Consider the following 21398-nt stretch of genomic DNA (forward strand, 5'->3'; position numbering starts at 1 on the left):
TAAAAACTGGCTGTTTGTTTACAGTTATAGAGACTTTATCTTTAAACCAAACATAATTATCCCGGCTTCTTATTTTTTTTAATCAAGATGATCCTTATAGTTGATGACAGGCCAGAAAACCTGATCTCCTTACAGAAAGTACTACAGGCACACAATTTTGAGGTTGATACCGCATCATCTGGTGAGGAGGCGCTTAAAAAAGTTTTAAAGAACAACTATGTCCTGATTATTTTAGATGTGCAAATGCCAGATATGGACGGCTTCGAGGTAGCTGAAGCTATTTCGGGTTTTAGCAAGGCAAAAGATACGGCCATCATATTTCTCTCGGCCGTAAATACAGAGTTGAAATTCATTACAAAGGGATATCTTAGCGGCGGATTGGATTATATTACCAAGCCGGTTGATATTAATGTGCTGCTCCTGAAAATAAAAACGTTTTACCGTATTTACGAACAGAATAGAAAGCTTAATGAGGTGCAGGAAAAGCTGCTTGAAGAAATTGAATTCAGAAAGCAGGCCGAACATAAAAAAGACGAATTCATTAGTATTGCCAGCCACGAACTAAAAACACCTTTAACCAGTGTAAAGGGCTATATCCAGCTACTGCAGAGGAGCCTTAAGAGGGATGATAAAGCTGTTGCGCAAAACCATCTCGAAAAAGCCAGTATCCAGCTCGAAAAGTTGAACGAATTAATTGTCGATCTGCTCGATATCTCGAAAATCGAAAGTGGAAAGATGAAGTTTAATATGAAACCTTTTTGTGCAGATAATATGGTAAATAATGCCATTGAGATGTTGCAGCAATCTAATCCCGACTTTAAAATCAGCAAACTGGGCAGAACTGATGAAATGATTTTCGGTGATGAAATGCGGCTGGAACAGGTTGTGATCAATTTTATTACCAATGCGATTAAATATGCTCCCGGAACCGACCAGGTTAATGTAACCGTGAATATCAAAGATGAGAAACTTTACGTGGCTGTAAAAGATTTTGGGATCGGTATTTCAAAAGAACAGCAACAAAAGATTTTTGATAAATTTTATCGGGTAGAAGAAAACAGCAACAGGTTTAACGGGCTGGGGATTGGCTTATACATCTGTTCAGAAATCATAAACCGCCATGGCGGCACTATAGGTGTAAACAGTGTGCCGGATGAAGGTTCTGAATTTTATTTCATCATTCCGACTACAGAAGAAGAAATCCTCAAAAATCAAATCTAAATATCCTTAATCCATATTAATGAAAACAACTCTTAAAAGTAATTTGCGTTTAGGTCTCGGCTTATCGCTCATTATTCTATTTATCAGTTCTCTGGCCTCTTACATAAGCATTGGCAACCTGATTAAAAGCACTGAACTGGTTAAACGCAGTGATGAGGTAATTCTGAATGCTGAAAGTATTATATCGTATTTAAAAGATGCCGAAACTGGCCAGCGGGGCTTTTTATTAACAGGAAATAAGGTTTTTTTAACGCCATATTATGGCGCAAGTGATTCGGCTGCATCATTATTAAAAAAAGTTGAATTTATCACCAGAGATAATCGAGTTCAGCAAAAGAACATAGCCGCACTAAAAAACATCCTTTTCAAGCGAATGGGGATCATTAAATCCACTATAGAAATTAAAACTTTAGGCGGTGCTATTGATCCAACAGTTTTGTTTCAGGGCAAATTTTATATGGATGATGCCAGGGCCATTGTAAGCAAAATGGTTGCCGAAGAGAAAAGATTACTGGAACAAAGAACCAACGAACTGAATAAACTTACCTCATATACGCCCATCCTAATTTTAATTGCGGCGCTTCTTGCCATTTTGATCACCTTGTTTTTCTACCGGAGGGTATCAATTGACTTTGATGAACGTGTTAAACTTCAGCAGGAAATTGAAGATAAAAAATACGAGATGGAGAAACGCATAACCGCCATTAAGGAAATTGCGGTTCAGATTTCTAACGGTAATTATGGCGTAAAGCTTGATAGTCAAAGCCAGGATGATATTGGCGAACTTTCCGAATCGTTGAATACCATGTCATTGTCGTTAAAAAAATCTTTTGATGCCCTGGAAGAAAATGAGTGGTTGCAAACGGGGGTAGCTAACTTAAACGTGAAAATGGTTGGCGAAAAAGACGTTTTTCATCTGGCAGAAGACATTGTTGAATTTTTAGCCACTTATACCAATAGCCAGATCGGTGCCATCTATTTATTTAAAGATGACGGATACCTGCATTTAAAGGGACAATATGCGCTACAGGGACAAAACTTAGCTAAAACCTTAGAGCTTGGCCAGGGTTTAATTGGCCAGGTGGTAAAATCTGGTAAGCCCATATTTTTGAATGAGGTTCCGCAAAACGAATTAACTATTACTCATGCAACAGGGAAAATCAAACCTGCGCAGTTGATCGTATTGCCTATCATTAGAAACGAAATTTCCATAGGTGGATTAGAACTCGGTACCATTGGTCAATACAGTAAGTTGCAGCTGCACTTCCTGAATTCGATTTTATCGGATATAGGTACCGCTTTACTGGGTGCCCAAAACAGGTTTAAATTACAACAATTATTGGAAGAAACGCAGGCACAATCAGAAGAGTTGCAGGTGCAGCACAACGAGCTGGAAGGTTTAAATGCAGAACTCGAAGCGCAGGCACAGAAACTTCAGGCCAGCGAGGAAGAATTGCGTGTACAGCAGGAAGAACTTTTGCAGAGTAATCAGGAACTTGAGGAACGAAGTAGTCTACTAGAGGAAAAAAACGAACTGATTGAAGAACGGAATATTGAGATCCAGCAAAAAGCAGAAGCTTTAGAGCTAAGTACAAGGTATAAATCAGAGTTCCTGGCCAACATGTCTCACGAGTTAAGAACACCGCTCAACTCAATATTGTTGTTATCAAGACTAATGTCCGAAAATGAGGCTATGGATCCTGAACATCAGGAATATGCATCGGTTATTCAAAGCTCTGGTCAAGGGCTGTTAAGTTTAATAGACGAAATTTTAGACCTTTCTAAAATTGAGGCAGGCAAAATGGAACTCGATCGTACCAATGTTAAGGTTGATGATATCGTTTCCGGTATGCGTTCATTGTTTAATCCCGTGGCCAGGGATAAAAACCTGAACTTCATTATTGAAAAATCGGCCGAGGTTCCTGAATTTTTCCATACCGATAGAATGCGCTTAGAGCAGATCATTAAAAACCTGCTTTCAAATGCCATCAAATTCACTACAGCAGGTTCGGTAACTTTAAATATTAATACGAATGAAAAATTAGGCGCACTGGTATTTAAAGTTACTGATACCGGTGTAGGCATTGCACCCGAAAAGCAGGGTATGATATTCGAAGCTTTTCAACAGGCCGATGGTTCTACGCGCCGTAAGTTTGGTGGTACAGGGCTTGGGCTTTCCATCAGCAGAGAGCTGGCTAAGCTGTTGGGCGGATACATCGATTTAAAGAGTGCAGAAGGCGAAGGAAGTGTTTTTACCCTTACGCTGCCAATTGATAAAAATAAAGGCTTTGAAGGAGTAGTACCCCAAACTGAGAAACCGGTAACGGCTTTGGAAACTCCGGTAAAAAAAGTAACCCATTTAACGGTTGGAAATATTCCGCAAGAGATTGAGGATGACCGTAATGATATAGGGCCGGATGATAAAGTGATTTTAATTGTGGAAGACGACACTCCTTTTGCCAAAACACTTTTAGATTTCACAAGGAAACGAAACTATAAGGGGCTGGTTGCCGTTCGTGGCGACCAAGGCATTGAAATGGCAAAAACATTTAAACCGCTGGCCATTTTACTTGATATTCAACTGCCTGTTAAAGATGGCTGGCAGGTAATGGAGGAGCTTAAATCAGATCCTGATACACGCCCGATTCCGGTGCATATCATGTCTTCTTTGCAGGTGAAGAAAGAAAGTTTGTTAAAAGGTGCGGTAGATTTTATCAATAAACCTTTTGCGTTTGAACACATGCAAGAGATATTTTCAAAATTGGAGCACGCTTTAACCCGTTATCCTAAAAAAGTACTTATTGTAGAAGAAAATGAACAGCATGCCAAAGCACTGAGTTATTTTCTAAGCAATTTCAATATCCAAACGGAGATAGTTAACCAGGTAAACGATGGCGTTTCTGCTTTGCATAAGCCAGAGGTCAACTGTGTGATTCTGGATATGGGCATTCCAGATAAACATGCTTACGAAACACTTGAAGTGGTGAAGCAAACGCCTGGCCTGGAAAATTTGCCTATTATCATTTTTACCGGCAAAAACCTGTCAAAAGGGGAGGAAAACCGGATCAAACAATATGCTGATTCAATCGTGGTAAAAACGGCGCATTCCTATCAGCGTATTTTGGATGAGGCTGGTCTGTTTCTTCATTTGGTAGAAGAAAAAAGTAAAGATAAAAATAAAGCCCCTAAAAAGTTTTCTGAACTGCAGGATGTACTGGTTGGTAAAACCGTTCTGATCGCGGATGATGATGTGCGTAATATATTTTCCTTAACCAAAATGTTAGAGCAGCACCAGATGAAAGTGGTAGCGGCCATTGATGGGAAAGAAGCCCTTAAACTTTTAAATGAAAATCCCGAAATTGATGTGGTTCTAATGGATATGATGATGCCGGAAATGGATGGTTACGAAACTACGACAGCCATCAGGCAGAATATCAAATACCGCAACCTGCCAATTTTAGCCGTTACCGCAAAGGCGATGATGGGTGATCGTGAAAAATGCATTGCTGCCGGTGCATCCGATTACATCAGCAAACCGGTAGATATGGATCAGTTGATATCGTTATTAAGGGTTTGGCTATACGAAAATCATCATACATCGTAAACCATTGTAAATATGCCTCAAAAATTAATTCTCATCATTGATGATGATAACCGAAACATTTTTGCTTTAAAAGCTGTTTTAAAGGCCAAAGGTTTTGAATGTTTATCTGCAATAAGTGCACAGGATGGCTTTTCTGTTTTAGAGAAGCATGATCATGTGGACATTGTGCTAATGGATATGATGATGCCGGATATGGATGGTTATCAGGCAATTGCAGTCATGAAAAAATCAGCTAAAATGAAGGATATACCTGTATTGGCAGTAACTGCACAGGCCATGGTTGGCGATAAAGAGCGCTGCCTGAGTGCGGGTGCATCAGGTTATGTTTCCAAACCCATAAACGTTGACGAATTATTAAAGCAAATAGAAAATTTTACGAAATAGCAGGTGATAAGTGATGTGATAGATAACGAACAGGTAGAAATCCTGTTGAATGATGTTTTGGAAAATCATGGTTACGATTTTCTGGAATACTCTCCTGCATCAATAAAAAGAAGGATTATACGCCTTTACGGTCTGGATAATTTTGTGAGTTTCGCCGAATTTCGTTACACAGTTAAAACGGATAAACAATACTTTAAGCGTTTTTTGGAAGAAATAACGGTTAATGTTACCGAAATGTTCCGCGATCCATCTTTTTACAAATCATTACGCAATGATGTATTGCCGGTGCTGGGCACCTATCCATTTATCCGGATCTGGGTTGCTGGTTGTTCTACCGGTGAAGAAGCTTATTCGCTGGCTATTGTTCTAAAAGAACTTAATTTACTGCATAAGTCGCTTATTTACGCTACAGATATCAATCCATCTGTTTTAGAAAAAGCAAAAAAAGGCATATTTCCTTTAAGTTATCTGAAACAGTATTCTGAAAATTACCTGCAGTCAGGAGGCTTAAAAGATTTCTCGGCTTATTATACGGCTAACTACTCATTGGCAAAATTTGATGAAAGTTTAAGCAGTAAGATGATCTTTTCTACACATAACCTGGTATCAGATCATTCTTTTAATGAGTTTCAGCTCATTTTATGTAGAAATGTATTAATCTATTTTGATAAGGGGTTACAACATAAAGTTTTCAACCTATTCGACAGCAGTATCGAAAAATTGGGTTATCTTGCTCTTGGAAGTAAAGAAAGTTTGGAGTTTTGGCCAAAAGCAAGAGAATATAAAAGGGTTAAAATGGAGAAAATATGGCGCAAACTATAGGTTCTGCATCTTGTGAGGCATTGATTATTGGCGGCTCTGCCGGTAGTTTAGATGTTTTGCTCGAAATCTTTCCGGCATTACGGAAAGATATCCGTTTTCCTATTGTATTGGTGGTTCATCGTAAGCCAAGTAACGAATCTCTTTTAACCGATTTATTGAAATCGCGTATTACGTTGGCCGTTGGCGAAGCGGAAGAAAAGGAGTTTTTAGCACCTGGTAAGGTTTTTATCGCGCCGGCGGATTATCATATGCTGATAGAGGAGGATCGGAGCATATCTTTGGATTATTCTGAAAAGATTAATTATTCCAGGCCATCCATTGATGTCACCTTTCAGTCTGCAGCTGAAGTTTTTAAAGAAAAATTAGTCTGTATATTGCTTTCAGGATCTAATTCAGATGGGGTAGAGGGATTAAAATGCGTAAACAGCTTTGGAGGTAAAGTGGTTATACAGAATCCTGATACGGCCATCATGCCATATATGCCACAGCAGGCGGCGCTGAATGTGGTTCCAAATATAATATTGGATAGCGGCGATATGGCTGATTATATAAATAAATTAAATGATTAATAACTTTCGGAGGTTAAAATGATAGTTGCAAAAAAAGTATTTGTTTTTGATGATAATAGGGACATCCTTGATCTCTGTACATTTATTTTGGAAGATGCCGGGTATGAAATAAAAACATCCGAAAGCGCCAATAACATAGAAGAACAGGTAGCGGCTTATATGCCTGATTTAATTTTCATGGATAACTGGTTACCTGATCTGGGAGGAATACAGGCCACCAGGGCTTTAAAAAGTCATCCTGATTTAAAACATATTCCTGTTATTTATTTTTCGGCTAATAATGATATATCTTCCTTAGCCGATGAAGCTGGTGCAGATAGTTACCTTTCAAAACCATTTGATATTGCTGCATTAGAAGAGATTGTTAAAAAGCATTTGAGTTAAGCCTTGTTAATAACCGCAAAGGCTGCAAAAGAAAATCGCAAAGGGCGCTAAGTAATCTGTTTTTATAATGCTTAGCGTTCTCTGCATATATTTAAGCCTTCCCCCAAATCCTGGTATTCAGATCCAGTTCCTTAACAATATCATACATAAATTTTATCGTGGTAATATCATTGTTTAAGGCTTCGGCATTAATTAAAGATTTGAAAACCGGGGCTTCAAAATAATTACGGTTCAAAGGGAAAGCGATATACATCCTCGATTCGATGAATGATAAACTAATATCATATTTGGTTTGATGATTGAGGTTTAAGATACGTTCCATCAGTGCCGGTGTTAATATATAACGCGACTCTACCTGGTCAGAACCATAAGTGATGAAAGTTTTGTCAAAATCAGAATTTTCCAGCTTTACCACATCGTTTCCACCGAAAGAGAACACATTTTTTGAAAACCAGGCCCCTAGTGCATTGGCAAAGCCCTTAGGGCGTACTATGGTTATGCCATTGAAGTTTTTGTTAAAATCAGCAGCAAATATAATTCCTCTAAAAATGTCGTGCCACTCTGTTCGCGTTCCGTTTTTGGTTTGGGTGACCGTCTTGTATTCAGCATGTACCTCGGCAAAATAAAACCGGGTTCTATCCGCACATCCGGTTACGAGATCCTCTGTTTTATAACGATCAGGTTCTTGGGTAAACAATTGAGTGTACATAAACTCCGAAGCCGCAATTCCCTGGTAAGGACTAATTGACAAGCTTTCGTCTAAAAATTTAAGTGCAGCGCCAATTACATTGGTTTTATATTCATTTCGGTAAGCTGTTAAAGAATCGTTGATTTTAAACGACAGAACGCTGCCATATATTAAAGGGATTAAACCAATAATTACACCAGGAACAGGAAAGCCCAGCACAAAACCTAAAAAACAAATTAAAATACCTGCTGCAATAAAAATATAACCTCTGGTTTGGGTAGCAGCAATTCTTTTGCGTGTTACCTCCATAGTAGCCAACACTTGTTGTAAAGCTACATTATTGGCTATATCGAACAACATTAATGATTAAATAGTTCTTTTGCACTAATGTTTTTGCGCTCTTCAGCTGCGGTTTCCAAAACTGGAATCGGATGAAAGTTTAACATCCCGGCAAACAAATTGCCCGGAAACATCATAATCGAATTATTGTAATCGGTTACTGAAGCATTATAGGTCCTCCTGGCAGCGGCGATCTGTTCTTCGCTCTCGGTCCAGGTGGTTTGCAGGTTAATAAAATTGGTGTTGGCCTTTAAATCAGGGTAATTTTCAACGTTTACCATTAAGCCTCTTACATTGCTGCTTAGTTGCGCATCTAAATCTGCTTTTTCGGCGTTGCTGATATTCGCAGCTCCTGCCTTCGCTCTCAGTTCGACTATTCTGGTTAAAGTTCCCTGCTCATAAGTTGTGTACTGTTTTACCACTTCAACCAGGTTTGGAATAAGGTCGAAACGTTTTTTTAGCATGACATCAATGGCCGAGAAAGCATTTGTTACCTGGTTTTTCTTCCCGATAAGTGAATTGTAAGAAAAAATTCCGGTAAGAAAGATAAATCCGATAATAACGAGGGCAATAATCATAATTTCAGTTTAAGGTTTAGAGCATAAAGATAAAAAAAGGTTACAACATGTTATCGCTTTTCATTCTGCTCGCGTTCCCGTTTTATCCTTCGCTCTAACCGTTTTTGTTTCCTTTTTAAATGATTGGCTCGCATGGCCTTGAAATTTGCAATATGTTCTCGTACTTCATTTTGCTTTTCTTCGGTAATTCCTATACTGTATTTTATCCCAGTAAAAAGGCCCTTCCAGATCATGTGGAAGAAAGAAGCATTGGATGGCCGGCTATAATTTACGTTTACAGGTACCAGCTTGCCGTCTGCACCGGGGTTTTCAGATTTGATAATTAAGGCATTGGCTAAAAAAGAGAGAAAACCGCGCGTTACCAGGTGATCCTTTTCGGGATCGTTTTTCATCAGGGCAACAGAAAGGTCGTAATAAGAGAATGCTACCGTTCCTTTTGTACCCAAATCGTTTGCTTTAAAATTGAATTTCAACTGATCTACACTGCCGCGGTTAATGCGAACCAGGCCGAGGGGTTTGGTAATCTGGTTTAAAATCCTTGCATTAAAATTGTGTAAAACGCCGCGGTAGGAAAATGCACCATCTTTGGCAGTAAGGTTGAACATAAAATTTACGTTAAGCTTTCCCTGTCCAAATAAATACGTATTTAAGTTAACTTCCATGGTCGGGTTTATGGCCTTAATATTATCCAGGTTGGTGGCATTTTTTATAATTCCTGAGGTATTTTCAAAACTGATACGCCCTCTTTGGTTACTTTCACTGTTAAAAACTGAATAATTGATATTTACATCTTTCAACTGGATTTTCTGTACCAGTATAGGTGCCCTTAAAAGCTGCAAAAGCTGATGTGGAAATTTACCAATTTTATTTTCCTGCGGCTTTGATGGGAGCCCATTTTGGTTAAAAACAGATACAGAACCATTAGCAATGGCCATTTCTTTTGCCCAAAGCTCCTGCTTACTAATGTAAAGCGGCAGGTCTATGCCGTTGAGCATAATATCACGCATGGCAATGTCGAAACGTTCCCTTGCATAACCTGCAATTTTGCCGAATTTCATTTCATCATAAAGCGGAACCAATGCAAAGCTATTTATCCTTAATTTACCCGTTGTAGCCCTAAAATCAAGCTGATCAAGCTTAATGTCGTACATTTTATCAGGTGTATGATAAACATAGTTATTTAAGTTGATCACAATATCTTTCAACAAGTAAAATCGGCTGGGGTCATCAGCAGAGGTAGAGTCAACCAGTAAATCCGTTAGCGTAATGTTAAGGTCGTCAATATTAAAAGGGACTGAATTTGGTATGTTTTTATTTACATATTTAAAGCTTATGCCTTTAAAACGAATGGTTTTGATGCTAAATTCCTTCAGGTTTTTGGAAATGATATCATAAGGCGATTTAATGGGTCTTGGTGCCCGCCCCTCGTTAAAATCAAATTGCTGATTAACCATGACTACTTCAGGCTTATCAAATATAATTTCTTCCAGCTGCAGTTTTTTTTCGCGGTACAAGGTTAAGGGGTGGAAGCGTTTTACCACCAGCTTTTTTAAAGAAACCGTATATAAATTGTTTGGCGCTCTTTTTAAGGCGATAAGTTGCCTGAACCGATTAGTGTCAGGCGTTATTCTTACGTTTTGTAAAGTAGCATTCCCCGTAAAAACGTTTGTAGATACTTTGGTAAAGGTGATGGTATATAAACTATCAGTTGATTTATAAAGCAATGTTTTAATCCTGTCTGTTAAAATAGGACGAGACTTTACATTTAGCAACCAGGCTATACCAGCAAGTACGATAAAAATGCCGAGTAGTGTACACGTAACCCATTTAAAAACTTTGTAACGGTATCTTTTGGTATCAGGCATTAAAAAAAGAGAGATAGTGTTTTATCAGCAATATACGGTATAAACATATATTTGAAAAACGTAAGATCAATTTTTTTCCCTGCGGGCTTTTCTTGCAGCTTTTCTGTCGGCCCTTTTTTGCTCCCTTATTTTTTTAGCTATTACTTTTTGCTGTTTTACAGGGTTCTTTTCAGGCACAATGCCGACACCTACAATATCTTTTATGCCTACGAACACAGTTTTCCACATCAGGTTAAAAAATGAGGCAGAGTTGATCCTGGTATTCGTCATGCTGGCTGTTCTCGGTGCTTCGCCTTTTTGTGGATTTTCATCTTTAACCAAAATGGTATTGGCCAGAAAAGACAAAAAGCCTTTTTCCTTAGTTCCCTCACCATCAATATTGTCTGATAGTAGCTTTACTTTCAGATTGGTGTACAGCATGTTCATGGTACCTGTTGCCGATCTTAAATTTCCCTGAGCCTTAAAATCAACATGCTGTATGTTTCCGCTTTCTATTTCTACTAAACCCAGTGCTTTGGATAATGGATTTAAATTTTTCATGTCAAATTTACCCAAGCTGCCACTATAGGTAAAAGCACCATTGTTATCGGTTAAGTTGAAATCGATGTTTACGTCCAGCCTGCCTGTGCCCATTAAAAGTGTATTCAAATCCGCCAGCGCATGATTATTTTTGCTCAATTGCAAACTATCATTGGTCACATTTAAAATATTTCCATTTAGTGCTTTAAAGGTTACTGTTCCGGTTTTTTTACTGGCGGGATTAAACTCGGCGTATTTAACATCAATTTTTTTCAGCCTTACCGTATCGATCAGTACAGGCATGTTTAGTCTCTTCAGCGCCATATTTGGATAGTTGCGGCCTTTATCAAAACCTGGTGGCGGCGGCGATTCGCGGCTCATAAACACTTCAACGTTGGCGGGTCCAATTCTCAACGATTTGGCATATAATTTTTGGTCGGTATTCAGGCCAATAAAGTCTACACCACTAAATTCTACCTGATCAAAGCTTAAATTGTATCGGTCTTTCTGGACCTTGTATTTTCTTGCAAAAGTTAGTTCATTATATAATGGTATAAGTTTAAATCCTTTAACCATTATCTTTTTCGATGAGGTAGAGCCTTTAACGGTATCTACTTTCATGGTGTACATTTTATCTTTCGTTACCGATTTGTAGCCTGCAATCTGGAATGATACATCTTTTGTATAGTAAAACCGTGTGGTATCATTTCCTGAGAGCGAATCCAGTAAAAAATCATTGATATTAATATCCAGGTGTTTGATCGAATTTTTGGTTTTTGTAGAAGCGGTTTTGTTGATGTAATCGAAATCTGCATCTACAATTTTGATGCTTTTTACGTGTACGGATCTAAAGTTTTTAGAAAGCTGTTCATAAAGTGATTTTTCGTCTTTTATACTGTCGGTTTTTTTGGTTACCTTATTAAAAGACATATTGATAGATGGTTTTTGTAAAAGGATTTCATTTACCTCGATACGCTTTTTAAAGTAAGCGGTTAGTATGCCAACACGGCTAATCTGTAGTTTCTTTAATCTGAGTTCGAAAACATGCGAAGGGGCCAGTTGTTTTTTCTTCAGGCTATCAAAAACCGATTCATCTGGTATTAGTGTAACATCGCGCAAGGCCATGCTGCCCGTAATCACGTTTAAGTTAATGCTTTTAAAATCTATCCGATATAAGTGATGGGAACCATTATAAACACCTGCTTTAATTTTTTCAGTCAATATCGGCTTCCACCGGGCGCTTAGGAACATGGCACCAAATGCAACTATCAAAACCAATACGCCGAATATGCTTCCTATCCAGGCCCAAATTTTACTTTTATGCTGCGCTGTCATTTATTGTGGCTTATCGATACGTAACAGCTAAGAGCGCGAAAGGTTTTTTTCGTGTCAAGATCCAAAGGAAAAAGATATAGTGGGATGTTCCATTATCAAGTGGTTTTGAAGCGCAAGGGCCGCGTAAGCAACATCGTTTGTTCCTTTGCTTCGCTTGTACGCTTTGGCCGTCGTACCTCCGGGCCTGCAGGGTACCGCTTCGCCAAGGGCTAGGATCATTAGGGCAGTGGGGGGGAACCCGTCATAGCAGCAGGGACGGATGTATCCTAAACCCGACCGTAGCGGGATGCCACAATTTTTTCAATTGGGGCAGAAGCGGGGGCGGGGCTGCATTTTGCGATTGACACCGAAGCCTCCATTTCCAAAAAAAATTATGACTCGTTATATAATTAGAATCTATCAATTTGAGGAGCGCATGGACCGCGTAAGCAACATCGTTTGTTCCTTTGCTACGCTTTTACGCTTTGGCCGTCGTACCTCCCGGCCTGCAGGGTACCGCTTCGCCAAGGGCTAGGATCGTTAGGGCAGTGGGGGGAAACCCGTCATAGCAGCAGGGACGGATGTATCCTAAACCCGACCGTAGCGGGATGCCACAATTTTTTCAATTGTGGCAGAAGCGGGGGCGGGGCTGCATTCTGCGATTGACACCAAAGTCTCCATTTCCAAAAATATTTTATTCGTTTCATTAGAAACTATCAATTTTTTGAAGCGCAAGGAAAGCGTAAGCAACATCGTTTGTTCCTTTGCTTCGCTTGTACGCTTCGGCCGTCGTACCTCCGGGCCTGCAGGGTACCGCTTCGCCAAGGGCTAGGATCGTTAGGGCAGTGGTTTGAAATTTCTCATAGGAGCAGCAGCGGGGCTGCATGCGGCCATTGACATTGAAGCCGTCATTTCCAAAAAACACACGCTAATGCGTTTTATCAGAAATTATCAGTTTTTTATGCTTGGTAGCGGATTACAGATCCCGACCGGCCTGTTCTTCATAATCGTACTGTAAGAATTTAAACTAAATATGTCAAATTGTCACTTTTAATTTTATTTATGTATTTTTGTAATCCCCAAAATGTTTTTAAATAATGATTGATTTACAAGTACAGGATAAAACGCATGATGAAGCCAGACAAGGTGAAGCTTTAATTTTAGATACACCGGTTAAAGCTGATGCCCGTAAATTATATATCGAAAGTTACGGTTGTGCCATGAATTTTGCTGATAGTGAAATTGTGGCCTCTATTTTATCGGAAACTGGATTTGAAACCACAGGGGATTATCACCAGGCTGATGTAATTTTCATCAATACTTGCTCTATTCGCGAAAATGCTGAAACCAGGGTCAGAAACCGGCTATCTCAGTTCGGTGTTGAAAAACGACGTAACCCCAAATTAATTGTTGGGGTTTTGGGCTGCATGGCCGAGCGTTTGAAATCTAAATTTCTGGAAGAAGAACGTTTGGTTGATGTAGTGGTTGGGCCAGATGCTTATCGCGATCTGCCTAACTTAATTGAGCAGGTAGAAAGCGGACACAAAGCTGTAAACGTTTTATTATCGCGTGAAGAAACTTATGCTGATATCAGTCCGGTTCGGTTAAACAGCAACGGAATAACCGCTTTTATATCCATTACCCGTGGTTGTAATAATATGTGTTCTTTCTGCGTGGTGCCTTTTACCCGTGGCCGCGAACGTAGCCGTGATGCACATTCTATTGTAGAAGAAGCAAAGGCTTTATTTGAGGCAGGTTACCGGGAGGTTACGCTTTTAGGCCAAAATGTAGATTCTTATACCTGGACGTCGGAAGATGGCACTGAAACGGTTAATTTTGCACAGCTTTTGGAGCAAACCGCATTGGTTAGTCCGGATTTAAGGGTGCGTTTCTCTACTTCACATCCAAAAGATATTACCGATGAGGTTTTATATACCATTGCCAAATACGATAATATCTGTAACTATATCCACTTGCCTGTTCAATCGGGAAATACCCGCATATTGGAACTCATGAACAGGACTTACACCCGCGAATGGTATATCAATCGTATTGATGCCATCCGCAACATTATTCCGGGTTGTGCAATTTCTACTGATATCATTGCCGGTTTTTGTACAGAGACAGAAGAAGAGCACCAGGAAACCCTGAGCATGATGGATTACGTGCAATATGATTTTGCTTATAATTTCACCTACTCTGAAAGACCGGGGACTTTAGCTGCCCGTAAACTGGAAGATGATATTCCGGAAGAAGTGAAAAAACGCCGTCTGGCCGAAATTTTAGCCAAACAACAGGCACATTCATTAATGCGTTTGCAAGAATGGGTAGGAAAAACCATTCGGGTTTTGATTGAAGGAACTTCAAAAAAATCTGATTTGGATTATTGCGGAAGGGGAGATAGCGGAGCAATGGCTATTTTTCCTGCCATTGAAGGCGTTAAACCAGGTGAGTATGCAAATGTGTATATTGAAAAATGTACATCTGCTACGTTAATTGGGAAAATAGTTTAAAAAGGTTGAGGGTAGAAGGAAGAAGGTCGTACGGTCTCATATCTTATATCTCAATACTCAAATCTAAAGAATGGATACACAAAATATTAAGCAGCGTTTCGGTATTATTGGTAACTCGCCATTATTAAACCGTGCCATAGATATAGCAAGCCAGGTAGCACCAACTGATATGTCGGTGTTAATTACCGGCGAAAGTGGTAGCGGTAAAGAGGTGTTCTCGCAGATTATCCATCAAATGAGTGCGCGTAAGCATGGTACTTTTATCGCGGTAAACTGTGGTGCCATCCCCGAGGGCACAATAGATTCTGAACTTTTTGGTCATGAAAAAGGATCGTTTACCGGGGCACATGAAGCCCGTAAAGGATATTTTGAGGTGGCCAATGGCGGAACCATCTTTTTAGACGAGGTTGCGGAGCTGCCTTTAGGTACACAGGCCCGTTTATTGCGTATTTTAGAAAGCGGCGAATACTTACGGGTAGGTTCTTCTAAAGTGCAGAAAACAGATGTTCGCATCATCGCTGCCACTAATGTGGACGTATACAACCGCGTTAAAAATGGAAAGTTCCGTGAGGATTTATATTATAGGTTAAATACAGTTCCATTGCGCATACCGGCTTTGCACGAACGTAAGGAAGATATTTACTTATTATTCAGAAAATTTGCGGCTGATTTTAGTGATAAATACCGTAGCCCGGCATTACACCTGGAGCCAGATGCCATTCAGGTCTTAACCAATTACAGCTGGCCGGGTAATGTCCGTCAGTTAAAGAACATTGCTGAGCAGATCTGTGTGTTAGAAAAAGATCGGAATGTAAGTGGCCAGGCCATTTTGAACTATATCCCGAACGAAGCCGGCAGTAATTTGCCAATGGCAATCAATTCGCAATCGAAAGAAGATTTTACAGAAAGAGATATTCTGTATAAGGTTCTTTTTGATATGAAAAAGGATATGGTTGAGCTTAAAAAACTGGTTGCCGAAATTATTCAGCATGGTGGAAACACTGCATCGGTTTTGGCAGATAATCCGCAGTATATCAATCAGCTGTACCGTGATGTAGAATTGCCTGCGGGGCAAGAGCATGCCTTTACCATCCAGCATCCTGCACCAGGCAATAACAACGTAAACAACAATAACAACGCTGATTATTTTGCACACGACGCCGAAGAAGTAGAAGAATCTTTATCGCTGGTGGATAAGGAATCAGACCTGATTAAAAAAGCATTAAAGAAACATAAGGGTAAACGTAAGTTTGCTGCACAGGAATTGGGTATTTCAGAACGGACCCTGTATAGGAAGATTAAAGAATTAAACCTATAAACTCAATTACTTGTATTTAATCCCTGTAAAGCAAGTTTCTAAAAATCAGACAACATTTTAGATAATGATGAAAATTAAAATATTTGCCTTAATTCTGCTCGCTTCGGTTTTTAGCGCTTGCTCTTATAAATTCAGCGGAGCATCAACAACAGGATTAAAAACGGTGGTTGTTCGGGTATTCGAAAATAACGCGCCTTTAGTGGTGCCAACTTTAAGTAATCAGATTACGGAATCGTTAAAAAGCCGGATCCGTAACCAGACCAAACTGATTATTTCTCCGACAGGTGAGGGAGACGCATCCTTTGAAGGCAGGATAACAGGTTATGATATTAAACCGGTTGCACTTCAAAATAGTGCCACACCTACTGCAGGTGCAAACAGATTAACCATTACCGTTTCTGTAAAATATAAGAATAATATAAAAGAGCACGAAAAAGAGAGTTTTGAAGAGAGCTTTACCAAATATTTTGATTTTCCGGTTAACGGGGCACCCATCCAAACCTTATTGCCAGGAGCTATCGAAAATATCAACAAACAATTATCAGAAGATATTTTTAACCGTGCATTTGCACAGTGGTAAATAAAGCAGCACTCGAAAAGACAAATTTTTCAAAACCCGTTTACATTTTTTTAACTTAGCGGCAAACCCCGATAATGGATAACAAAAGGCTACTGGCAGATTTAATTGCGCAACCTGGAAAGGTTAGGCCAGAGCATGCATCCATGTTACAGGAGATGGTTCGGCAATTTCCATATGCACAACCCATTCATTTACTATTAGCCAAGGCCAATGCCTCATTTATTCCAAAGGCCGCATTATATGGTCAGGGCCATGTATTGTTTCATGTACTTAATATGGTTCCGGTTGAAGAGGCAGGACTGGAAGAGAAAGCCGATATTGATGTTCCGGTTACCGAACCTAAGCAAGATGAGCAGGAAGTTTTAGCGCAAGCAACTGAATTTACGAATAGCATATTAGTTGCAAATCAGGAGGTGAATATTGAAACACCGAACAACCTGCCGGGTACGGACAGGCATTTGATGGATTTGCCATCAGATAACGATTCTTTTATCGAAAGTGTGGCGGCTACTGATTTTTTTGCATTTGAGCAGAAATTAAGTACCGATGTAGTGCGTGCTGCGCCGGAAATTGAAACGGTGGTACCAGATGAGCCGGAAAGGAATTTTGTTTCGCAGTATAATGATGATAAGCTTCCATATACTTTTTTATGGTGGTTGGCTAAAACCCGTAAAGAGCATGAGCAGATTTTTCAGCCTTATGCACACCCTAGTGCTACTCATAATAACAAACAGCAGCCGCAAAATAAGCAAACTCAGGGAGGTGCTGAGTTTCAGCAACAGTATGTAGAGCACATTTTTCATATTCAAACCCCTTTTGAGGTAGCCGATCATTTGGCTGAATATCCTGCTGCTGAAATTAAAGATGCAAAGGGCGCCAAAATTATCGAGAAATTCTTAAAAGAAGATCCAACCATCAAGCCGCCTAAGCCCGAACAGATTGATAATGAAAATAAGGCCAAGAAAAGTGCAGAGGACAATTATGACCTTGTTTCAGAGACTTTAGCTAAAATTTATATCGAGCAAATGCTTTATCACAAAGCCATAGATACTTATAAAAAATTAAGTTTGAAATATCCGGAAAAAAGCCGTTACTTTGCCGACCTTATCCAATCTATAGAAAAGAAATTTTAAAATATAATATTACCATGGTAACCTTTTTAATCATTTTATTAATTATTGCGTGTGTAGCCTTAGGCTTATTTGTTTTGGTACAAAATCCTAAAGGTGGCGGTTTAGCTACAGGCGGTGGCGGCAGTAACATGTTTGGTGTACAACGTACCGGCGATGTTTTAGAAAAAGGATCGTGGGTACTGTTAACCCTGATTGTGGTGTTAACCCTGGCGGTTACTACAATTGCCAAAACCAGCGGTGGCAGTGCTGCAGTAGGAAATTCAGCTATTCAGGAGCGTTTAGATAAAACACCATCACCTTCTCCAATCGGTGGCAATTTAAACAGCACCCAACCGGCAACTTCAACTCCGGCTAAAGCCGACTCGACTAAGAAATAGGTAATACTTATCCATATTTTACAAAGCTTTCCTCAAAAGGGAAAGCTTTTTTGTTTTTAGCATTCCATAAAAATGAACAGCCTTTGCCTCTTAACACACATTTAACATAAAAAGCTTTAAATTGCCGCATGAAATTAAGTGTGCTGGTTTTATTTACTGCGCTTGCTGTAGGCCTTTCTATAGGAATGGTTAATTTTTACTTTCAGCATAGCCTGTACTATATGGCCATTTCTTTTGGCGTATCGTTTTTGTGTAGTTTTTTGGTTTTTTATTATCTGCTGGAGAAATACATCTACACCAAAATTAAACTCATCTACAAACTGATCCATAACCTTAAACTGGGCAAAGATTTAAAAGATGCGCTTGGGGAATATGTGAGTTCCGATCCGATTAATGATGTAGAGCAGGAAGTAAAGGAATGGGCAGGCGCAAAGAAAAAAGAAATCGATTTATTAAAAAAACAGGAGCAGTTTAGAAGAGAGTTTCTTTCAAATGTTTCGCATGAGTTTAAAACCCCGCTTTTTGCCATTCAAGGTTATATCGAAACTTTACAGGATTGCTTTGTAGATGATCCCGATCAGGCCGTTTTATTTCTGAAGAAAGCAGAGAACAATGTAGAAAGATTGAGTTATCTGATTAATGATCTGGATGTTATTTCAAAGCTGGAAACGGGAGAGTCGCCAATTAACTTCCAAAAATTCGATTTTGTACAACTGGCGAAAGAGGTAATGGAAAACCTTGAAGACCGCGCCAAAGCAAAAAAAATTAAACTGTTTTTTAAAGAAAAGTATACTGCCATCACACCGGTTTCTGCCGATCGAGAGAAGATCAGGCAGGTGTTAATTAACTTAATGGTCAATAGCATTAAGTATGGTATTGATGGAGGTGAAACCGCCATTAAAATTTTCGAGCTGCATGACCAGGTTTTGATCGAAGTTACCGATAATGGTATTGGTATAGAAGAAAAACACCTCTCGCGCCTGTTTGAACGTTTTTATCGCATTGATACCCACCGGGCGAGAGAAGTTGGCGGTACGGGTTTAGGTCTGGCTATTGTAAAACATATTTTGGAAGCGCACCAACAAACCATTTCAGTGAGAAGTACACCAGGTATTGGAACTACCTTTGCTTTTACATTACAAAAAGGCGGGTAGATTTAACACCCTTTTTTTTCGATAAACTGATGATATCGGGGCAAAATGCGCATGTAATAGCTTGCTGATGGCTTAAATGTTGTTTAAATATTCATGATCAGTGAGTTAAAAGCTACATAAATAAACTACCTCAGCAGAAACAATGTCGTAATTCGTTAATATAATTAATAAATTAACATTAACTTAACATTGGGCTTGTAGCTTTGCAACATATTAAAAATTAACATGAACAATATTTTTAAGTTCTTTACACCTCAAGACAAAAAGTTTCATCCGCTTTTCGAACAAGCTGGTAGCAATGCATTAAAAATTGCTGAAACCCTTTTAGAAATGGTTAGCACGGGTGATGCGGAAAGCAGAAAAACAATTTTTAAAGAAATTGAACGCTTAGAGCATGTAGGTGATGATATTACCCATTCCATTTTTCTTGAACTGAGCAGGAACTTTATTACACCATTTGATAGAGAAGATATTCATGCATTGGCTACTGCCGTAGATGATGTTGCCGACTATATTTATGGTACTGCAAACCGCATGCAGATGTATAACATGATTGCCATTAATGAGCCGATTGTTAAAATTGCCGAGCTTTTGGTAGAAATGTGTACCGATATTGACAAAGCAATTAAAGAACTACGCAGTTTTAAAAACATCCGCGTAATTGCTGATGCCTGTATCCGTATCAACAGTGGCGAAAACCAGGCCGATTATGTATTTACATTAGCGGTAGCTCGTTTATTCGAATATGAAACCAATGCGATTGAATTAATTAAACAAAAAGAGGTTTTACAAACGATCGAAAAAGCGACAGATAAGTGTGAGGATGTGGCGAATGTGCTTGAAACGATCTTGGTTAAAAACGCTTAATAAAAAACAAACATGGTAACTACCTTATTGGTTGTTGTTGTAATTCTGGCTATTGCTTTCGATTACATTAACGGCTTTCACGATGCCGCTAACTCGATTGCAACAGTTGTTTCTACAAAAGTTCTTACGCCTTTTCAGGCGGTTTTATGGGCTGCGTTATTCAATTTCGCTGCCTACTTTTATTTTACCGACCACAAAGTGGCCAATACTGTTGCTAAAACGGTAATCGAAAATTATATCACTTTAGAAGTTATTCTGGCAGGTTTAGTTGCTGCAATTATCTGGAACCTTCTAACCTGGTGGTATGGTATTCCTTCAAGTTCATCACACACTTTAATCGGTGGTTTTGCCGGTGCAGGTATGACACATGCTTTACTTACAGGCGCTAGTCCGCTTGATGCTGTAAACATGTCTTACGTTATAAAAATTGTCTCTTTTATAGTACTTGCGCCTGTTATTGGTATGGTAATTTCTGTTATAATTACATTAATTATTATCAATATATGCAGGTATGCAAAACCTGCTACAGCAGAGAAATGGTTCAAACGTTTGCAGCTGTTATCGTCCGCGGCATTAAGTTTTTTCCATGGTGGTAACGATGCCCAAAAGGTAATGGGAATTATCGCAACCGCATTAATTGCATCTAAAGTTATCCCAAATTTTGAGGCATTGCCGGCTTGGGTACCAATTGCCTGTTATTCTGCAATTTCGTTAGGAACGATGAGTGGCGGCTGGAAAATCGTGAAAACAATGGGCTCTAAAATCACAAAAGTGACGGCTTTGGAAGGTGTTGCTGCAGAAACAGCTGGAGCAGTTACATTAGGCATAACAGAGCATTTTGCAATCCCAGTTTCTACAACACATACCATTACAGGTTCTATTGTGGGTGTGGGGGTGGTAAAAAGTGTTTCGGCTGTACGTTGGGGGGTCACCGTCAACTTAATCTGGGCATGGATTTTAACCATTCCGGTTTCGGCTACATTGGCAGCCATTATTTATGCCGTGATTTACTATTTAAAATAAAAAGAAAATCCTTTAATATTTCAGAAGACCAAGGCATTAAGCTTTGGTCTTTTTTTTGGTGCGCCGGGCATGGCAATCGACTATAGGGTTAGAGTCCCGAACACGCTCTGCAGTAGGAAGTGCTAGCCAGAGACAAGGGTGTCGCG

18 protein-coding genes are annotated in these 21398 nt (G+C 39.4%); 14 read left to right on the top strand and 4 right to left on the bottom strand.

Annotation, left to right across the window (positions count from 1 at the left end; translation table 11 throughout):
* Positions 1-87 precede the first annotated feature (87 nt).
* Genes ACIQXP_RS20625 through ACIQXP_RS20650 form a run of 6 tightly spaced genes read left to right on the top strand, consistent with a single transcriptional unit; the run spans position 88 to position 6984 of the window.
* Complete coding sequence (locus ACIQXP_RS20625) at positions 88-1221, top strand: sensor histidine kinase (protein WP_293744918.1); 1134 nt, start codon at positions 88-90, stop codon at positions 1219-1221.
* A 19-nt stretch (positions 1222-1240) separates the two neighbouring features.
* Positions 1241-4825: a response regulator gene (locus ACIQXP_RS20630; protein WP_387507390.1), complete on the top strand. Its 3585-nt coding sequence runs from the start codon at positions 1241-1243 to the stop codon at positions 4823-4825.
* Between the two features lie 12 nt (positions 4826-4837).
* Positions 4838-5209 carry a response regulator gene (locus ACIQXP_RS20635; RefSeq protein WP_090983492.1) on the top strand — a complete coding sequence of 124 codons (372 nt, stop codon included), beginning with the start codon at positions 4838-4840 and terminating at the stop codon, positions 5207-5209.
* Between the two features lie 6 nt (positions 5210-5215).
* Positions 5216-6031: a CheR family methyltransferase gene (locus ACIQXP_RS20640; RefSeq protein ID WP_387507417.1), complete on the top strand. Its 816-nt coding sequence runs from the start codon at positions 5216-5218 to the stop codon at positions 6029-6031.
* The gene (locus tag ACIQXP_RS20645) at positions 6016-6600 is read left to right on the top strand and encodes a chemotaxis protein CheB (RefSeq protein ID WP_387507393.1); all 585 of its coding nucleotides are present in this window, start codon (positions 6016-6018) and stop codon (positions 6598-6600) included. Before ACIQXP_RS20640 ends, ACIQXP_RS20645 begins: the two co-directional genes overlap by 16 nt.
* Positions 6601-6618: 18 nt before the next feature.
* The gene (locus ACIQXP_RS20650) at positions 6619-6984 is read left to right on the top strand and encodes a response regulator (RefSeq protein ID WP_186462305.1); all 366 of its coding nucleotides are present in this window, start codon (positions 6619-6621) and stop codon (positions 6982-6984) included.
* A 91-nt stretch (positions 6985-7075) separates the two neighbouring features.
* Here ACIQXP_RS20650 and ACIQXP_RS20655 read toward each other — a convergent pair whose 3' ends face one another.
* The 4 genes from ACIQXP_RS20655 to ACIQXP_RS20670 all read right to left on the bottom strand — a co-directional run bounded on the left by ACIQXP_RS20655 (position 7076) and on the right by ACIQXP_RS20670 (position 12308).
* Complete coding sequence (locus ACIQXP_RS20655) at positions 7076-8032, bottom strand: DUF3137 domain-containing protein (protein WP_293744914.1); 957 nt, start codon at positions 8030-8032, stop codon at positions 7076-7078.
* Entirely contained in the window at positions 8032-8589 is a 558-nt protein-coding gene (locus tag ACIQXP_RS20660) for a LemA family protein (protein ID WP_387507396.1), read from the bottom strand. The genes ACIQXP_RS20655 and ACIQXP_RS20660 overlap by 1 nt, the downstream gene beginning before the upstream one ends.
* Positions 8590-8639: 50 nt before the next feature.
* Positions 8640-10454 carry a hypothetical protein gene (locus ACIQXP_RS20665; RefSeq protein WP_387507398.1) on the bottom strand — a complete coding sequence of 605 codons (1815 nt, stop codon included), beginning with the start codon at positions 10452-10454 and terminating at the stop codon, positions 8640-8642.
* A gap of 66 nt (positions 10455-10520) precedes the next feature.
* The gene (locus ACIQXP_RS20670) at positions 10521-12308 is read right to left on the bottom strand and encodes an AsmA family protein (protein WP_387507401.1); all 1788 of its coding nucleotides are present in this window, start codon (positions 12306-12308) and stop codon (positions 10521-10523) included.
* A gap of 1076 nt (positions 12309-13384) precedes the next feature.
* On the opposite strand from ACIQXP_RS20670, the gene miaB reads away from it, so the two are divergent.
* The 8 genes from miaB (at position 13385) to ACIQXP_RS20710 (ending at position 21252) form a co-directional block, all read left to right on the top strand.
* The gene (gene miaB, locus ACIQXP_RS20675) at positions 13385-14800 is read left to right on the top strand and encodes a tRNA (N6-isopentenyl adenosine(37)-C2)-methylthiotransferase MiaB (RefSeq protein ID WP_145857977.1); all 1416 of its coding nucleotides are present in this window, start codon (positions 13385-13387) and stop codon (positions 14798-14800) included.
* A 70-nt stretch (positions 14801-14870) separates the two neighbouring features.
* Positions 14871-16118 (top strand): sigma 54-interacting transcriptional regulator, encoded by a 1248-nt coding sequence (locus tag ACIQXP_RS20680; RefSeq protein ID WP_293744910.1) that lies wholly within the window; start codon positions 14871-14873, stop codon positions 16116-16118.
* Positions 16119-16182: 64 nt separating this feature from the next.
* Positions 16183-16698 carry an LptE family protein gene (locus ACIQXP_RS20685; protein ID WP_387507405.1) on the top strand — a complete coding sequence of 172 codons (516 nt, stop codon included), beginning with the start codon at positions 16183-16185 and terminating at the stop codon, positions 16696-16698.
* A gap of 74 nt (positions 16699-16772) precedes the next feature.
* Complete coding sequence (locus ACIQXP_RS20690) at positions 16773-17831, top strand: hypothetical protein (RefSeq protein WP_387507407.1); 1059 nt, start codon at positions 16773-16775, stop codon at positions 17829-17831.
* A gap of 14 nt (positions 17832-17845) precedes the next feature.
* Positions 17846-18208, top strand: coding sequence for a preprotein translocase subunit SecG (gene secG, locus ACIQXP_RS20695; protein WP_293744908.1), 363 nt, complete (start codon positions 17846-17848; stop codon positions 18206-18208).
* Positions 18209-18336: 128 nt separating this feature from the next.
* On the top strand, positions 18337-19362 hold the full coding sequence (locus tag ACIQXP_RS20700; protein ID WP_387507409.1) for a sensor histidine kinase: 1026 nt from the start codon (positions 18337-18339) through the stop codon (positions 19360-19362).
* Positions 19363-19587: 225 nt separating this feature from the next.
* Positions 19588-20229, top strand: a complete 642-nt coding sequence (locus tag ACIQXP_RS20705; protein WP_186462304.1) for a DUF47 domain-containing protein — start codon at positions 19588-19590, stop codon at positions 20227-20229.
* A 12-nt stretch (positions 20230-20241) separates the two neighbouring features.
* Complete coding sequence (locus ACIQXP_RS20710) at positions 20242-21252, top strand: inorganic phosphate transporter (RefSeq protein WP_293744907.1); 1011 nt, start codon at positions 20242-20244, stop codon at positions 21250-21252.
* The last annotated feature ends 146 nt before the right edge of the window (positions 21253-21398 follow it).

It is taken from the genome of Pedobacter suwonensis, assembly GCF_044762335.1.
Taxonomy (GTDB): domain Bacteria; phylum Bacteroidota; class Bacteroidia; order Sphingobacteriales; family Sphingobacteriaceae; genus Pedobacter.

What these genes read in the sequence shown, in the direction of transcription:
- ACIQXP_RS20625 (WP_293744918.1), top strand. Translation starts at nt 88, where the DNA reads ATGATCCTTATAGTTGATGACAGGCCAGAAAACCTGATCTCCTTACAG.
- ACIQXP_RS20630 (WP_387507390.1), top strand. Translation starts at nt 1,241, where the DNA reads ATGAAAACAACTCTTAAAAGTAATTTGCGTTTAGGTCTCGGCTTATCG.
- ACIQXP_RS20635 (WP_090983492.1), top strand. Translation starts at nt 4,838, where the DNA reads ATGCCTCAAAAATTAATTCTCATCATTGATGATGATAACCGAAACATT.
- ACIQXP_RS20645 (WP_387507393.1), top strand. Translation starts at nt 6,016, where the DNA reads ATGGCGCAAACTATAGGTTCTGCATCTTGTGAGGCATTGATTATTGGC.
- ACIQXP_RS20650 (WP_186462305.1), top strand. Translation starts at nt 6,619, where the DNA reads ATGATAGTTGCAAAAAAAGTATTTGTTTTTGATGATAATAGGGACATC.
- ACIQXP_RS20655 (WP_293744914.1), bottom strand. Translation starts at nt 8,032, where the DNA reads ATGTTGTTCGATATAGCCAATAATGTAGCTTTACAACAAGTGTTGGCT.
- ACIQXP_RS20660 (WP_387507396.1), bottom strand. Translation starts at nt 8,589, where the DNA reads ATGATTATTGCCCTCGTTATTATCGGATTTATCTTTCTTACCGGAATT.
- ACIQXP_RS20665 (WP_387507398.1), bottom strand. Translation starts at nt 10,454, where the DNA reads ATGCCTGATACCAAAAGATACCGTTACAAAGTTTTTAAATGGGTTACG.
- ACIQXP_RS20670 (WP_387507401.1), bottom strand. Translation starts at nt 12,308, where the DNA reads ATGACAGCGCAGCATAAAAGTAAAATTTGGGCCTGGATAGGAAGCATA.
- miaB (WP_145857977.1), top strand. Translation starts at nt 13,385, where the DNA reads ATGATTGATTTACAAGTACAGGATAAAACGCATGATGAAGCCAGACAA.
- ACIQXP_RS20680 (WP_293744910.1), top strand. Translation starts at nt 14,871, where the DNA reads ATGGATACACAAAATATTAAGCAGCGTTTCGGTATTATTGGTAACTCG.
- ACIQXP_RS20685 (WP_387507405.1), top strand. Translation starts at nt 16,183, where the DNA reads ATGATGAAAATTAAAATATTTGCCTTAATTCTGCTCGCTTCGGTTTTT.
- ACIQXP_RS20690 (WP_387507407.1), top strand. Translation starts at nt 16,773, where the DNA reads ATGGATAACAAAAGGCTACTGGCAGATTTAATTGCGCAACCTGGAAAG.
- secG (WP_293744908.1), top strand. Translation starts at nt 17,846, where the DNA reads ATGGTAACCTTTTTAATCATTTTATTAATTATTGCGTGTGTAGCCTTA.
- ACIQXP_RS20700 (WP_387507409.1), top strand. Translation starts at nt 18,337, where the DNA reads ATGAAATTAAGTGTGCTGGTTTTATTTACTGCGCTTGCTGTAGGCCTT.
- ACIQXP_RS20705 (WP_186462304.1), top strand. Translation starts at nt 19,588, where the DNA reads ATGAACAATATTTTTAAGTTCTTTACACCTCAAGACAAAAAGTTTCAT.
- ACIQXP_RS20710 (WP_293744907.1), top strand. Translation starts at nt 20,242, where the DNA reads ATGGTAACTACCTTATTGGTTGTTGTTGTAATTCTGGCTATTGCTTTC.